General features: G+C 75.2%; 13 protein-coding genes. 3 read left to right on the top strand and 10 right to left on the bottom strand.

What is annotated here, in order from left to right; all coding sequences use genetic code 11:
• Positions 1–134 precede the first annotated feature (134 nt).
• Positions 135–1,355, bottom strand: coding sequence for an alpha/beta hydrolase family protein (locus DMH08_RS09465; protein WP_125613074.1), 1,221 nt, complete (start codon positions 1,353–1,355; stop codon positions 135–137).
• A gap of 287 nt (positions 1,356–1,642) precedes the next feature.
• Here DMH08_RS09465 and DMH08_RS09460 point away from each other — a divergent pair, with 287 nt between their 5' ends.
• The 3 genes from DMH08_RS09460 (at position 1,643) to fmdA (ending at position 4,369) form a co-directional block, all read left to right on the top strand.
• On the top strand, positions 1,643–2,767 hold the full coding sequence (locus DMH08_RS09460; protein ID WP_233617499.1) for a CobW family GTP-binding protein: 1,125 nt from the start codon (positions 1,643–1,645) through the stop codon (positions 2,765–2,767).
• Positions 2,768–2,839: 72 nt separating this feature from the next.
• On the top strand, positions 2,840–3,106 hold the full coding sequence (locus DMH08_RS09455) for an FmdB family zinc ribbon protein (protein ID WP_125613072.1): 267 nt from the start codon (positions 2,840–2,842) through the stop codon (positions 3,104–3,106).
• A 15-nt stretch (positions 3,107–3,121) separates the two neighbouring features.
• Complete coding sequence (gene fmdA / locus DMH08_RS09450) at positions 3,122–4,369, top strand: formamidase (RefSeq protein WP_125613070.1); 1,248 nt, start codon at positions 3,122–3,124, stop codon at positions 4,367–4,369.
• 68 nt (positions 4,370–4,437) lie between these two features.
• Here the strand turns inward: fmdA and fahA are convergent, their stop codons facing one another.
• The 9 genes from fahA to DMH08_RS09405 form a co-directional block, all read right to left on the bottom strand.
• Entirely contained in the window at positions 4,438–5,610 is a 1,173-nt protein-coding gene (fahA, locus tag DMH08_RS09445) for a fumarylacetoacetase (protein WP_125613069.1), read from the bottom strand.
• Complete coding sequence (locus DMH08_RS09440; RefSeq protein WP_125613091.1) at positions 5,607–6,464, bottom strand: hypothetical protein; 858 nt, start codon at positions 6,462–6,464, stop codon at positions 5,607–5,609. Before DMH08_RS09440 ends, fahA begins: the two co-directional genes overlap by 4 nt.
• A 5-nt stretch (positions 6,465–6,469) precedes the next feature.
• On the bottom strand, positions 6,470–7,669 hold the full coding sequence (locus DMH08_RS09435; RefSeq protein WP_125613067.1) for a homogentisate 1,2-dioxygenase: 1,200 nt from the start codon (positions 7,667–7,669) through the stop codon (positions 6,470–6,472).
• A 136-nt stretch (positions 7,670–7,805) separates the two neighbouring features.
• On the bottom strand, positions 7,806–8,402 hold the full coding sequence (locus DMH08_RS09430; protein WP_125613065.1) for a MarR family winged helix-turn-helix transcriptional regulator: 597 nt from the start codon (positions 8,400–8,402) through the stop codon (positions 7,806–7,808).
• Positions 8,403–8,442: 40 nt separating this feature from the next.
• Positions 8,443–9,804: an MFS transporter gene (locus DMH08_RS09425; protein ID WP_125613063.1), complete on the bottom strand. Its 1,362-nt coding sequence runs from the start codon at positions 9,802–9,804 to the stop codon at positions 8,443–8,445.
• Positions 9,805–9,848: 44 nt separating this feature from the next.
• Complete coding sequence (locus tag DMH08_RS09420; RefSeq protein WP_125613061.1) at positions 9,849–11,309, bottom strand: FAD-dependent oxidoreductase; 1,461 nt, start codon at positions 11,307–11,309, stop codon at positions 9,849–9,851.
• On the bottom strand, positions 11,306–12,106 hold the full coding sequence (locus DMH08_RS09415) for an SDR family NAD(P)-dependent oxidoreductase (RefSeq protein ID WP_026402690.1): 801 nt from the start codon (positions 12,104–12,106) through the stop codon (positions 11,306–11,308). The genes DMH08_RS09420 and DMH08_RS09415 overlap by 4 nt, the downstream gene beginning before the upstream one ends.
• Positions 12,099–12,926 carry an SDR family NAD(P)-dependent oxidoreductase gene (locus DMH08_RS09410; RefSeq protein WP_125613059.1) on the bottom strand — a complete coding sequence of 276 codons (828 nt, stop codon included), beginning with the start codon at positions 12,924–12,926 and terminating at the stop codon, positions 12,099–12,101. Before DMH08_RS09410 ends, DMH08_RS09415 begins: the two co-directional genes overlap by 8 nt.
• On the bottom strand, positions 12,923–13,381 hold the full coding sequence (locus DMH08_RS09405; RefSeq protein WP_125613057.1) for a nuclear transport factor 2 family protein: 459 nt from the start codon (positions 13,379–13,381) through the stop codon (positions 12,923–12,925). The genes DMH08_RS09410 and DMH08_RS09405 overlap by 4 nt, the downstream gene beginning before the upstream one ends.
• Between the last annotated feature and the right edge of the window lie 34 nt (positions 13,382–13,415).

The raw sequence follows: 13,415 nt of genomic DNA, 5'->3' as shown, positions 1-13,415 counted from the left end.
GCCGGCAGCGGGCGAAGGGGGGAGCGGGGGCGTGGGGCGGCCTGCGGCGGGGTGCCCAGCAGGCCGGTGGTTCCGTGGTCCATGGGCCGCGAAGCTAGCGGCGGCAGATGAGGATCTTCCGGGCGTTCCGCTCCTCAGCGTTCGTAGCGGACGCCGGGGAACGGGGACGGGACGTCCAGCAGCGTGCCGTCGCGGCCGCGCAGCCACCGGTCGAAGAACGCGGCCGCGTAGGCGCGCTGGACGGCGATCGTCCGGTGCGGCGGGACGGTGCCGAGGACGGCGGCGAGCCCCCCGGACGGCTCGGCGCCCCGGCGGGCGAGCGCGGGCAGCACGGCCGACGCGTCCGTGAACGACGCGTGCCGCGACCCGCGGACCAGCACGTTCGCCGTCCAGCCGCGCGTCGCGCCCCAGAACGCCGCCCAGGACGGGACGTCGCGGTGGCCGGTGGCACCGTCGCCTTCCGCCTGCATGAACAGCAGCGGCCGGTCGAGCCCGTTCCGAGCGACGCTGCTCAGTTCACCGGGGAAGTCCATCTGCCCGTCCATGTTGATCCCGGCGCGGATGCGCCGGTCGTCGTGCATGGCCTGCGCGGCGGTGAACCCTCCGGCCGAGTGCCCGGCCATGCCGACGCGGCGGGTGTCGAGATCCGCGCCGACGCGGCGGCCGAGGCGCGGCAGCTCGTCCAGGACGAAGCGGGTGTCGGCGACCCGGGCCGCCATGACCTTCTTCAGCAGCGCGGCGATCTCCCCGGGTGTGGAGGGCGGCGGCGCGGCGAGCAGGTCGCTCGGGACGAGCCGTCCGCCGGGGAACTCGACCTCGGACGCCTCGTAGGTGTGGTCGATCGCCACCACCGCGTAGCCGCGGCTCGCGAGGTCCTGGACGAGCGCGGTGTTCCACGTCCGCGGGTCGCCGAGGCCCGGCGAGTACAGGACGACCGGGAGCCGCCCGGCGCGGCGGTCGGCGGGCGCGCCGGCGCGGGCGGCGCCGACGGTCGCGCCCCAGTCGGCGGTCCCGGCGGGGACGCCCAGGTTGAGCGTCCCGGCGCCCGCGGCGGACCCGAAGTGCGCCGCGGCCTTCGGCGTCATCTGCGGCACCGGTCCGCGCCCGCCGGGCGCCGCCGGGTACCAGACGCTCACCATCAGCTCGCGGGCCCGGCCGGGCCGCCACGGGTCGGGGCGGTCGCGGTCGACGAGGTGCACCGCGGCGGTGCCGACCGCGAACGGCCCGGTCGGGGCGGGCAGCCGGACGGGCGCGGCGTCCCGCGGGTCCGCGGCGGACGCCCGCAGCGGCGGCAGGGCGAGCACCCCCGCGGTCACCAGCAGCGCGAGCAGGACGGTCTGGATGCGGGTCCTCATGCGGGCATCCTCGCCGGACGGCGGCCGCCGCGGCGACACACCACGGTGCCATACCGAGGTACTACCGCGGTTTGACCCCCTGCCGCCCCGGCCCCCCTGCTCGCGGAGCGGCCACGGGAGGTCGCCTGCCCTCGCGAGGAACCGCGCGGCATGCCGGGGGCGCGGCCGGTGTTCCTGTCTGTAGAGGACGCGCCTGCGGCGGTCGCATCGATCACGGGCTCCGCGGGCCATCGGATCTCCGTTCGACATGGCATGATAGCGATAATCATTTTCATATGGAGGTCGTCATGTCCGTACCCGTCGTGCTGGTGGCCGGGGTGCACGCCGCCGCGCGGACCGCCGTCGTCGACCGGCTGCTGCGCGGGCACCCCCGCGCCGTCGCCGTCCACCACGACCTGCGGGCGATGCCCGGCGGGCTCGTCACGCGGACGGTCCGGGACGGCCGCGCGGTGCTCGACCGCGCGGTGGTCAGGCTCGACCACGGGTGCGTGACGTGCACGGTCCGGGAGGACCTGGTCCCCGAGTTGCTGCGCCGGGCCGCGCACGCCGGGCCCCTGGTGGTCGACCTGTGGGACTGCGTGGAGCCGCGGACGGTCGCCGAGGCCCTCGACGCTCCCGCGCTGCGCGACCGGCTCCGGCTCACGGCCGTCCTGACCGCGGTGGACGCCGAGCTGATGCCCGTCGACATCTGCCGGGGCGAGCGGCTCGCGGAGACGGGCGCGCCGGTCGCCCCCGGCGACGGGCGCTACCTGGCCGGGGTGCTGGCCCACCAGATCGAGTACGCGACCGCGCTCGCCGTGCCCGGCCTCGGCGCGGGCGAGGACGACCTGCTGGTGTGCCGCGACGTCCTGCGGCACCTGGCCCCGCTCACGCCGGTCGTCCTGCCCGGCGACCCGCCGCCGGAGGTCACCGGCCCCGCGCTGTGCACCCGCGAGCTCGCCGACCGGGTCGACCCCGCCACCGCGCTGCTGCCCTGCCCGGCGCACAGCCCCACCGCCGACACGGTCGTGTGGCGCCGCACCGCGCCCCTGCACCCGGCGCGGTTCTTCGCCGCCATGGACGTCCTCGCCGCCGAGTCGGTGCGCAGCCGGGGCCGGTTCTGGCTGACGAACCGGCCCGACCGGATGCTCGCGTGGGACGCGGTGGCGGGCGTCGTCACGCTGGCGGACGCCGGGGTGTGGCTCGCCGCGCTGCCCGAGGCCGCGTGGGACGAGGTGCGGCCCGCCCGCCGGGTCGCCGCCGCGCTCGACTGGTCGGCCGAGCACGGCGACCGCGTCCAGCACCTGGTGATGACCGGGCCGGGCATCGACGCCGACCGCATCCACGCGCTGCTGGACGCGTGCCTGCTGGGCCCGGACGAGTCCGGCGCGGTCCTCGACGACCCGTTCGCCGCCTTCTTCGATGCCGCCTGACCTGCGAGGTTCGCTCGTTTAGGTGTGCTACCTGGCGGAATAGTCGGCCAACGGAGGTATTGGGGGGCAACCGTGGCGAACTACCGGTACCGGTGCGCGGAGTGCGGGGCGTTCGACGTCGCCCGCCCGATCGGGACGGCCGAGGCCGCGGAGCCGTGCCCGGGGTGCGGCCGCGCGGCGCCCCGCGTGTTCACGCCGCCGCTCGTCCGCCGCACGCCGGCGGCGCTGGACGCCGGTGAGGCGAGCGCCGGCGAGCCGCGGGTCGTCCGGCGGGACGCCCGCCCGCGCCCGCCCGCGCCCGCCGCCGACCCGCGGCGGGACCGGTTGCCCCGTCCCTGACCTACGGAGGAAGCCATGCCCGAAGTCGTGTTCAGCGTGGACCAGGCGCGGTCGATGCGCGACCAGGACGTGCCCGGCCACAACCGGTGGCATCCCGACATCCCGCCCGCGGCCACCGTGCGCCCCGGGGCGGAGATCCGCCTCGAGAGCCGGGAGTGGATGGACGGCCAGGTCGGGAACAACGACTCGGCGAACGACATCCGCGACCTGAACCTGAACGTCAACCACATGCTGAGCGGCCCGATCGCGGTGGAGGGCGCCGAGCCCGGCGACCTGCTCGTCGTGGACGTCCTCGACATCGGGCCCGTCCCGCAGGAGACCGGGGACATCGCGGGCCAGGGCTGGGGGTACACCGGCGTCTTCGACCGGCACAACGGCGGCGGCTTCCTCACCGACCGGTTCCCCGACGCCTACAAGGCGATCTGGGACTTCCGCGGGCAGACCGCGTCGTCCCGCCACATCCCCGGCGTCCGGTTCACGGGCATCACGCATCCCGGCCTGCTCGGCACCGCGCCGTCCGCCGACATGCTGGCCCGCTGGAACGCGCGCGAGCAGGCCCTCATCGACACCGACCCCGACCGGGTGCCGCCGCTCGCGATGCCGCCCGAACCGCGGGACGTCCTCGCGGGGACCCTGACCGGCGCCGACCTCGAACGGGTCGGCCGGGAGGGCGCCCGGACCATCCCGCCCCGGGAGAACGGCGGCAACCAGGACATCAAGAACTTCAGCCGCGGCTCGCGGGTCTTCTTCCCCGTGTTCGTCCCGGGCGCGCTGCTGTCCGGCGGCGACCTGCACTTCAGCCAGGGCGACGGCGAGATCACCTTCTGCGGCGCCATCGAGATGGGCGGGTTCGTCGACCTCGGCATCGACCTGATCAAGGGCGGCATGGAGAAGTACGGCGTGACGACCAACCCGGTCTTCCTGCCCGGCAACGTCGAGCCCCGGTACGACGAGTTCATCTCGTTCATCGGCATCTCGGTCGACCACGAGACCGACACCAACGCGTTCACCGACGCGACGCTCGCCTACCGCAACGCCTGCCTGAACGCGATCGAGTACCTGGGGAGGTTCGGGTACACCGGCGAGCAGGCGTACCTGCTGCTCTGCGCCGCGCCGATCGACGGGCGGCTCAGCGGCGTCGTCGACATCCCGAACGCCTGCTGCTCGCTGTACCTGCCGACTGCGATCTTCGACTTCGACGTCCGCCCGTCCGCGGAGGGGCCGCGCCGCGCCGACCGCGGGCAGTGCGCCGTGACGTCCTGAGCGCCCGCCCGCGGCGGCCCGTGCGCGCGGGCCGCCGCGGGCGGTGCGCTGGTCAGCGGGCCGGCTGGTCAGCGGGCCGGGTGGACGCGGCCGCGGACCTCGCCGAAGCCGAGGCGGCCGCCGTCCGCCGCCGGGGCCGTCGCCGACAGGACGACCTCGTCGCCGTCCATCAGGAACGTGCGGGGCTCGCCCGCGACCTCCAGCGGCTCGCGCCCGCCCCACGACAGCTCGATGAACGCGCCCCGCTGGTCCTTCTCGGGGCCGGACACGGTGCCGGACGCGAACAGGTCGCCGGTGCGGGTCGCGGCGCCGTTCACCGTCATGTGCGCGAGCATCTGCGCGGGCGACCAGTACATCTCCCGGTACGGCGGCCGGGAGACGAGCTGCCCGTTCCACTCGACGGCGAGGTCGAGGTCGAGCCCCCACGCGTCCTTCTCCCGCAGGTAGGGGAGGGGCTCGGGGTCCTGCGGCGGGGTCGCGACGCGGGCCGCCTCCAGCGCGAGCAGCGGGACGACCCAGGACGAGACCGACGTCGCGAAGCTCTTCCCGAGGAACGGGCCGAGCGGGACGTACTCCCACGCCTGGATGTCGCGGGCCGACCAGTCGTTGACGAGGACGGCGCCGAAGACCCGCTCGGCGAACTCGCCGACCGGGACGGGGGCGCCCAGCGGGGAGCCGGTGCCGACGACGAACCCGACCTCGGCCTCGATGTCGAGCCGGCGGGACGGCCCGAACCCGGGGGCGGCGTCGTCCGGCGCCTTGCGCTGCCCGGACGGCCGCACGATCGGGGTGCCGGACGGCACGACCGTCCCGGCGCGGCCGTGGTAGCCGACAGGCAGGTGCTTCCAGTTCGGCATGAGCGGCTCGGAGTCGGGCCGGAACAGCCGCCCGAGGTTGGAGGCGTGGTGCTCGGACGCGTAGAAGTCGACGTAGTCGCCGACCTCGAACGGCATGTGCAGGGCGACGGCGCCGACCGGATGCACGGCGCCGGCCGGGAGGTCGCCGCCGACGGCGTCCAGGATCCGTTCGCGCACCTCGACCCAGCGGGCGTGCCCCTGCGCCATGAAGGGGTTCAGCGTCGGGTTCGCGAACACGTCGTCCTGGAGGACGGCGGCGAGGTCGACGACGGAGTCGGCGACGCGGACGCCGACGCGGGGCGCCGTCCCGGGCGTGGAGAACACCCCGTAGGGGAGGTTGGCGAGCCCGAACGGCGAGCCGTCGGGCACCTCGATGCGGGTCATGCGTACTCCTCGGTGAGCGCGGCCGGGAGGAGCCCGAGGTCCGCGAGTTCGGTCAGGGGGTCGGTGATGCTGCACGTGCCGAACGACACGAACGCCGCGCGGGCCGCGGCCGTCCGGTCGGGCGGCAGGGCGGCGACGCGGGCGGCGACGGACGCGGCGTCGCGGTCGGCGAGCAGCGCGGCCAGCTCGGCGGCGGGCCGGCCGTCCAGCGCGGCGTCCGCCGCGAGCAGCAGGTTGAGGAAGCCGTGCTGGTCGAAGCCGGTCTCGGGGTCGGTGTTGCGGACCGGGTGGTGCAGCCCGGCGGTCGCCTTGAACGGGACGCCCGCGGCGACGGCCGCCGCGACCGCGGCGGCCAGTTCGGCCGGGTCCGGGTAGAGGTCGGCGGTGACGCCGCCGGTGCGGAACTTCGCGCGGTGCCCGGACGCGGCGAGCGCCGCGATGACCGCGGGACGGCGCTCGTCCCGCGGCACCTCGACGTGGATCGGGACGTCGGTGCGCAGCCCGTCCACGGCGCGGACCAGGTCGGACGGCGTCCACCCGGCGGGCACGGCGACCTCCAGCCCGCGCAGGTCGACGGGCAGGCCGGCGGCGGCCGCGAGGGCGTCCGCGGCCTGCGCGGGACCCGCGGGCGCGGTCAGCGCGAGGTCCAGGGGGCCGCCGGGCTCCCGGTCGAGGAGCGGCGCCAGGTCGTCCAGCGCGGTGGCGGGCAGGATCAGCGGGCCGACGAGCGCGGTGTACGGGGCGGCGCGGTGGCGCCGGTGCGCGGGGACGGCGTCGGCGAGCGGCGCGCGGCCCGGCGGGAAGACGGCGGCGTCGTCGCAGAGCCCGACGGCGAAGGCGGGGAGGTCCGGCATGCCGGTCACCGGTCCGGTCCCCGGCCCGCCCAGGTCCAGGCGTAGCCGCCGTCCTCGCAGGCGGTGCCGCCCTCGCCGAGTTCGAGGGGGCGGAACGTGTCGACCATGACGGCGAGCTCGTCGAAGAACCCGGCGCCGATGCTGCGCTCGTACGCGCCCGGCTGCGGGCCGTGGGCGAGGCCGCCGGGGTGGACCGAGACCGAGCCCTGCCCGATGCCGGAGCCCTTGCGGGCCTCGTAGTCGCCGCCGCAGTAGAACATGACCTCGTCGGAGTCGACGTTCGAGTGGTAGTACGGCACCGGGATCGACAGCGGGTGGTAGTCGACCTTGCGGGGCACGAAGTTGCACACGACGAAGCCCGGCCCCTCGAACACCTGGTGGACGGGCGGCGGCTGGTGGACGCGCCCGGTGATCGGCTCGAAGTCGCGGATGTTGAACGTGTACGGGTACAGGCAGCCGTCCCAGCCGACGACGTCGAACGGGTGCCGCGCGTACACCATGCGGGTGCCGGTGACGCCCCGGGACGTGCGGTGCTTCACGAGCACCTCGACGTCGGTGCCGTCCGCCTGGAGGGGCTCGCCGGGGCCGTGCAGGTCGCGCTCGCAGTAGGGGGCGTGCTCCAGGAACTGCCCGAACCGCGACAGGTACCGCTTGGGCGGCGCGATGTGCCCGTTCGCCTCGATCGCGTAGGTGCGCAGGGGCTCGTCGCCCTCGGGCAGCCAGCGGTGCGTCGCCGACATGGGGACGACCACGTAGTCGCCCTGCTCGGCGCGCAGCGTCCCGAAGACGGTCTCGACGGTCGCCGCGCCGGACTCGACGTAGACGACCTCGTCGCCGGTCGCGTTGCGGTACAGCGGCGAGGCGGCGGCGGACACGGCGTAGGAGATGCGGACGTCGCCGTTGCCGAGGACGAGCCGCCGCCCGGTCACCGGGTCGGTCCCGGCCCACCGGTCCGCGGGGAACAGCTCGTGCAGCCGCAGGTGGCGGGGCTTCAGCGGATGGTTGGGCGCGGTCGCGGCGTCCGGGACGTCCCACGGCCGGGCGTCGACGATCGCCGACGGGATCTCGCGGTGGTAGAGCAGGGACGAGTCGGCCGAGAAGCCCTCCTCGCCCATCAGCTCCTCGTAGTACAGCCGACCCTCGCCGTCCCGGTGCTGGGTGTGGCGTTTCGGCGGCACGTCGCCGACCCGGCGGTAGTGCGCCATGCTCCTCGCCTCCCGAAGATGATTAATGCATTAACTACTTTTGGCCGACACTACGGCTCTTCTCCGCCGCAGGGAAGACCTAACCCGCGGGCCCGGCCGCCCCGGTCCGGCCGGTCCGGCCGGTCCGGCCGGTCCGCTAGCTGCGCTCGCGGACGTCGAACCGCGTGCGCCCCTCGATCAGCTTGTCCAGCAGCATGACCAGCATCTGCTGCTCGGTCTCGGTGAGGACGTCCGCCCACTGCTTCTCGCGGGCGTGCTGGGCCGCGAAGATCTCCAGCATCGCGGCGCGGCCCCGCTCCGTCAGCGACAGGATCACCGACCGGCCGTCCCGCGCGCCGCGCGCCCGCTCCAGCATCCCGTCCGCGACGAGCGTCTTGGCGAGGTTCGACACCGCCGCCCGGCTCATCCCGGCCAGCGCCGCGGCCCGCCCCGGCTCCAGCGGCCCGGCCAGCCACGTGACGAACAGCAGCCGGAACGCCGCCCACGAGTGCCCGCGCGGCCGGTGCACCGTCGACTCCAGGTCGTAGGTGACGATCGCCGACGCCCGGTTCAGGGTCAGCAGCAGCCGGGTCGCCAGCCGGTGCGGGAAGCCGAACTCCTCGGCCAGCCGGCCGCCGGCGAGGTCGACGAACGACCAGAAGTCGAGCTCGCCGGCCGCACCGGCCGGGCCGTCCGCCGGGCCGTCCGCCGCGCCGGCCGGGCCGTCCGCCGGGGCGGTGTCTCGATCCTCCATGGCCGCAACACTAACGGCGCCGAAGCGATTCATGGTTTGATCACTTTCCGGCGGCCTCCGCGGCCGCGGCGGGCGCCGCCCCCGCGGGCGCCGCACGGCGCGGCTCGTCCCGCGGCACCCGCAGGAACGCGAGCATCGCCGCGCACACCACCAGGCAGCCGATCGGGAAGTACAGGCCCACCGACACGTCGTCCGCCGTCGCGTTCTGCCCGATCACGTACGGGCCGAAGAAGCCGCCCAGCGCCGCGATCGAGTTGATCGCCGCCAGCCCGACCGCCGTGTGCTCCCGCGACAGCACCCGCGCGGCCATCGCCCAGTACGGCGCCATGTAGCCGAGGACGCCGATCCCGACGAGCGACAGGCACGCCAGCGCCACCGCCGGCTGGTGCCGGAACTGGATCGTCCCGAACAGCCCCGCGGCGGCGAGCAGCATCAGCGCGATCACGTGCCACTTGCGCTCGCCCGACCGGTCGGAGTTGCGCGCGACCAGCACCATCCCGACCGCGCCGACCAGGAACGGGATCGTGCCGAGGAACCCGATGTTCGTCGCCGAGTACGACGGGTCCATCTGCTCGACGATCTTGGGCAGGAAGAACGTGAACCCGTACAGCCCGCACGCGGCGAAGAAGTTCGCGACCGCGAGGTACAGCACCTTCCGGTCCCGGACGACCTTCAGTTCGGCGAGCGGCCCGTGCGACCGCTCGGGCGTGTACTCCTTCGCGATCTCGCCGTCCAGCCACGCGGCCTCCGCCCGGCTGAGGAACCGCGCCTTGCCCGGGACGTCCGGCAGCAGGAACAGGACGGCGACGCCGATCAGGACCGCGGGGACGCCCTGCAGCATGAACACCCACCGCCAGCTGCTCATGTCGAGCCAGTGGACGTGGTCGAGGATGAGCCCGCCGGTGAGGCTGCCGAGGATCATCGCGACCGGCTGCGCCAGCGCGAGCCCCGCGATCGCCCGTCCGCGCTCCTGCGTGCGGTACCACAGCGTCAGGTAGAGCAGCAGGCCCGGGAACAGGCCCGCTTCCGCGACGCCCAGCAGGATGCGGGCGGCGTAGAGCTGCGTGACGTCCTGCACGAGGCCGGTCGCGGCCGTCACGATGCCCCAGCTGATCGCGATCCGGGCCAGCCACAGCCGCGCCCCGACCCGCTTCATGATCATGTTGCTGGGCACCTCGAACACGACGTAGGCGAGGAAGAAGATCGCCGACGCGGTGCCGAACACCGCCGTCGTGACGGCGAGCTCGTGCTCCATGCCGAGCTGCGCGTACGAGATGTTGGCGCGGTCCATGTAGTTGAACACGTAGAGCAGGCCGATGATCGGCATGATCCGGAGCGTCACCTTCCGGATCGTGCGCCGGCCGATGTCGGCGTCCCCGGGGGCGGCGGTGCCGTTCGCCATGTCGTTCTCCTCGGTGGAGTGGGGTGGAATGGTGCGGACGGCCGTCAGCCGGCGGCCGTCGGCGCGGTGGGAGCGGACGGGTCGGCCGCGGCTGGGGGCGCGGCGGGCGCGGCGGCGGTGCGGCCGGCGATGCGGCCCATCGTGAGGGCGCCCGCCACCGAGTTGCCGCCGCCGACGTAGCGCCGGCCGAGCACGCCCGCGCCCGCCTCGCCCGCCGCGAGCAGGCCCGGGACGGGCTCGCCGCGCTCGTCCAGCACCCGCGCCGACGCGTCGATCTCCAGCCCGGCGTGGGTGCAGACCAGCTCGGCGGGCAGGATCCGGACGGCGTAGAACGGCGGCCGGTCGATCGGGTCGGGGTGCCCGTCCGCGCCCTTGTTCGCCAGCGTGCGGTGCCGCCGGAACTCGGGGTCGCGGCCGTGCGGCAGCGTGCCGTTCCAGCGGCGGACGGCCGCGCCGAGCGCGTCCGCCGGGACGCCGATCGCCGCCGCGAGGCCGTCGAGGGTGTCCGCGCGGGCCGTCCGCCCGGCGTCGGCCTCCCGCGCGACGTGCTCCGGCGTCCAGTGCGCGTAGCCGGGCGGCAGCCCGAGCCGGGCGCGCTCGTCGAACACCGCCCACACCGGGCCCGGCTGCGCGTCGATGATCCCGCCCGACACCGCGTACGAGGCGTCCTCGTCCATGAACCGGCGGCCGTGCGCGTTCACGTGGATCCGCGACTTCGGCGGGAAGCCCGACTGCCAGTGGTGCAGCCGCTGGAAGTACGCCGTCGGCAGCAGCAGCCCCTGGCCGTCCCCGGCGACGGACGCGCCGACCTGCCGGCCGAACCGCAGGTGGTCGCCGCGCGCCCCGGGCGCCGCGACGACGAACAGGTCGTCGCCCGCCCGCAGCGCCGCCGGGAAGTACCGTTCGAGCAGGCCGCGGTCGTGCGCGAGGCCGCCGGTCGCGACGACGACCGCGCGGGCCCGCACGTCCAGGCCGTCCGCGACGACCCCGGCGACCCGGCCGTCCTCGACGAGCAGCCGCTCCACGCGCGTGTTCGCGACGATCTCGACGCCGTGCGCGCGGCACGCCCGCACGAGCGCCCGGACGATGCCGAGGCCCTGGTCGCGCGGGACGTGCCCGCGCCAGACGTCCTCGACGCCCGCCTGGCAGAGGCCGGGCATGTGCGCGTTGTGCGACACGGCCGCCGGGACGTCCACCCCGAGGCCGATCAGCCACTCCAGCGTCGGCGCGGCGTTCCGGCAGAACGCCATGATCAGGCCGGGGTTGAGCATCCAGTGGTTGAGGTCCATGTAGTGCTGGAAGAACCGCTCCGGCGAGTCCTCGACTCCGAGGCCCCGCTGCACGCTGGTGCCCGCGGCGGTGAACATGCCGGCCGACAGCTCCGTGGAGCCGCCCGGCTCCCGCTCCGCCTCCAGCAGCAGGACGGCCGCGCCGGCCTCCGCCGCGGTGGCGGCGGCGGCGAGGCCGGCCCCGCCGCCGCCGACGACGATCACGTCCGGGTTCATCCGAGGCCACCTCCGGTGTCGGCGAGGATGCGGTGGTAGAGGCCGTTGCTCACCAGGCCGCCGTCCGCCGTCAGCTCGGCGCCGGTGAGGTAGGTGGAACGGTCCGACAGCAGGAACAGGACGGCGTCGGTGATCTCCTCGGGCCGTCCCACGCGCCCGGCGGGGATGCTCCGGACGGCCGAGGCGACGAACGCGTCCGCGCCGTCCAGCAGGCCGGTGTCGACCAGCCCGGGATGCACCGAGTTGACCCGGATGCCCCAGGCGGCGAAGCCGCCCGCCGCCGACTTCGACAGCCCGGTCAGCCCCCACTTGCTCGCCGAGTACGCGGGCGAGAAGTAGCCGATCTGCCCCGAGATGGAGGAGATGTTCACGATGGAGCCGCCGCCGGAGTCGCGCATCAGCGGCGCCGCCGCCCGCATCCCGTGGAACGGTCCCGTCAGGTTGACCCGCAGGACCCGCTCCCACACCTCCTCGGTCGTGTCCATGAACCCGAGCCGCCGCGAGACGCCCGCGTTGTTCACCAGGCCGCCCAGTCCGCCCCGCTCCGCCCGCACCTCGCCGATCACCCGCGCCCACGCGGCCGCGTCCGCGACGTCCAGGACGTGCGCGCTCGCCGACCCCCCGGCCGCCCGGATCTCCTCGGCGACCGGCCCCGCGTCGGCGACGTCCGCCGCGCACACGTGCACGCCCCGCGCGCCCAGCGCCCGCGCGTGCGCCGCGCCCATGCCGGCCGCCGCGCCCGTGACCAGCACGGTCCCCGGGTAGCGGACGGTGTCGGCGTGCACCGCGTCAGACATGCCGGGACCCGCCGTCCACCGCGATGCTGTGCCCCGTCACGTACCGGGCGCCGTCGGACAGCAGGAACAGCAGCGGCCCGACGACCTCCTCCGGCGACCCGAGCCGGTGCAGCGGGACGGCGTCCAGCGCGTGCCGCAGCGCCGCCCCGTCCTCCCGCACCCAGCGGGTCATCTCCGTGTCGATGTAGCCGGGCGCGATCGCGTTGACCCGCAGGCCCCGGTCGCCCAGCTCGACCGCGAGCGACTCCGTCAGGTGCGCGACCGCCGCCTTCGACGAGCAGTACGCCCCGCGCCCGCGCCGCACCCGCACCGCCGACACCGACGACATGTTCACGATCGCCCCGCCCGGCTCCATGTGCCGCGCCGCCGCCTGCGCCCCGAACAGCACCCCCTCGACGTTCACCGCCAGCGTCGTCCGGATCTGCTCGGGCGTGATGTCGCCGGCCTCGGCGAACGGGAAGACCCCCGCGTTGTTCACCCAGAAGTCGAGCCGCCCGAACTCCGCGAGCGCGACCTGCGCGACGGACTCGTGCTCCTCCGCCTTCGCCACGTCCACCCGCGCCGCCACGACCCGTCCGGGCCGGTCCGCGCCCGCGGTCTCGGCGGTGATCTCCTTCGCGGTGACCGCCATCGCGTCCCCGTCGATGTCGGCGCCCACGACGTCCACGCCCCGGGCGGCGAGCGCCGCCGCGAACCGCGCCCCCATGCCGCGCGCCGCTCCCGTCACCACGGCGGCCTTCCCGCGCAGCTCGGGGTACACGGCCGCCACCGGGGTCCCGACGACGCGCCCGGGGTTGGCCCGCTCGGCGGTCTCGCTCATCGCTGCTGCTCCTTCTCGTCGTTCGGCTCGTCGTTCGGCTCGTCGTTCGGTGCGTCGTGCGCGCCGTCGCGGTGGACGACGCGGCGGCGGATCAGCCACCCGCCGCCGTCCCGGACGAGGTCGTCGGTGACGACGGTCATCCGGTCCAGGCGCGGCTCGCCGCCGTCCGGAGTGCTCACGATCTGCAGGTATGCATGGACGAGGGCGGTGCGCTCGTCCGCCCGCTCGGCGAACACGTTCGTCAGGACGTGCCGGACGGTGACGCCGCGCGCCCGCGCGTCGGCGAAGAACCGCTCGGCGAACGCCGTCAGCTCGGCCGTCCCGGTGACGGGACGGGGATACGTGGGCGAGCGGAACTCGCCGTCCGGGGTGAAGGTCGCCGCCCACGCGCGCGCCCGGCCGCCGTCGATGTGGTGGCTCTGCGCCCCGTACAAGCGGTGCAGCGACGCGTCCATCGAACGAACCTCTCGTGTAGTGTGCTAATATCGC

It is taken from the genome of Actinomadura sp. WAC 06369 (assembly GCF_003947565.1).
GTDB lineage: Bacteria > Actinomycetota > Actinomycetes > Streptosporangiales > Streptosporangiaceae > Spirillospora > Spirillospora rifamycini.
Note: the sequence above shows the minus strand (reverse complement) of the source record. Positions and strands in the feature narration are given on the sequence as shown.

What these genes read in the sequence shown, in the direction of transcription:
- DMH08_RS09465 (WP_125613074.1), bottom strand. Translation starts at nt 1,355, where the DNA reads ATGAGGACCCGCATCCAGACCGTCCTGCTCGCGCTGCTGGTGACCGCG.
- DMH08_RS09460 (WP_233617499.1), top strand. Translation starts at nt 1,643, where the DNA reads ATGTCCGTACCCGTCGTGCTGGTGGCCGGGGTGCACGCCGCCGCGCGG.
- fmdA (WP_125613070.1), top strand. Translation starts at nt 3,122, where the DNA reads ATGCCCGAAGTCGTGTTCAGCGTGGACCAGGCGCGGTCGATGCGCGAC.
- fahA (WP_125613069.1), bottom strand. Translation starts at nt 5,610, where the DNA reads ATGACCCGCATCGAGGTGCCCGACGGCTCGCCGTTCGGGCTCGCCAAC.
- DMH08_RS09440 (WP_125613091.1), bottom strand. Translation starts at nt 6,464, where the DNA reads ATGCCGGACCTCCCCGCCTTCGCCGTCGGGCTCTGCGACGACGCCGCC.
- DMH08_RS09435 (WP_125613067.1), bottom strand. Translation starts at nt 7,669, where the DNA reads ATGGCGCACTACCGCCGGGTCGGCGACGTGCCGCCGAAACGCCACACC.
- DMH08_RS09430 (WP_125613065.1), bottom strand. Translation starts at nt 8,402, where the DNA reads ATGGAGGATCGAGACACCGCCCCGGCGGACGGCCCGGCCGGCGCGGCG.
- DMH08_RS09425 (WP_125613063.1), bottom strand. Translation starts at nt 9,804, where the DNA reads ATGGCGAACGGCACCGCCGCCCCCGGGGACGCCGACATCGGCCGGCGC.
- DMH08_RS09420 (WP_125613061.1), bottom strand. Translation starts at nt 11,309, where the DNA reads ATGAACCCGGACGTGATCGTCGTCGGCGGCGGCGGGGCCGGCCTCGCC.
- DMH08_RS09415 (WP_026402690.1), bottom strand. Translation starts at nt 12,106, where the DNA reads ATGTCTGACGCGGTGCACGCCGACACCGTCCGCTACCCGGGGACCGTG.
- DMH08_RS09410 (WP_125613059.1), bottom strand. Translation starts at nt 12,926, where the DNA reads ATGAGCGAGACCGCCGAGCGGGCCAACCCCGGGCGCGTCGTCGGGACC.
- DMH08_RS09405 (WP_125613057.1), bottom strand. Translation starts at nt 13,381, where the DNA reads ATGGACGCGTCGCTGCACCGCTTGTACGGGGCGCAGAGCCACCACATC.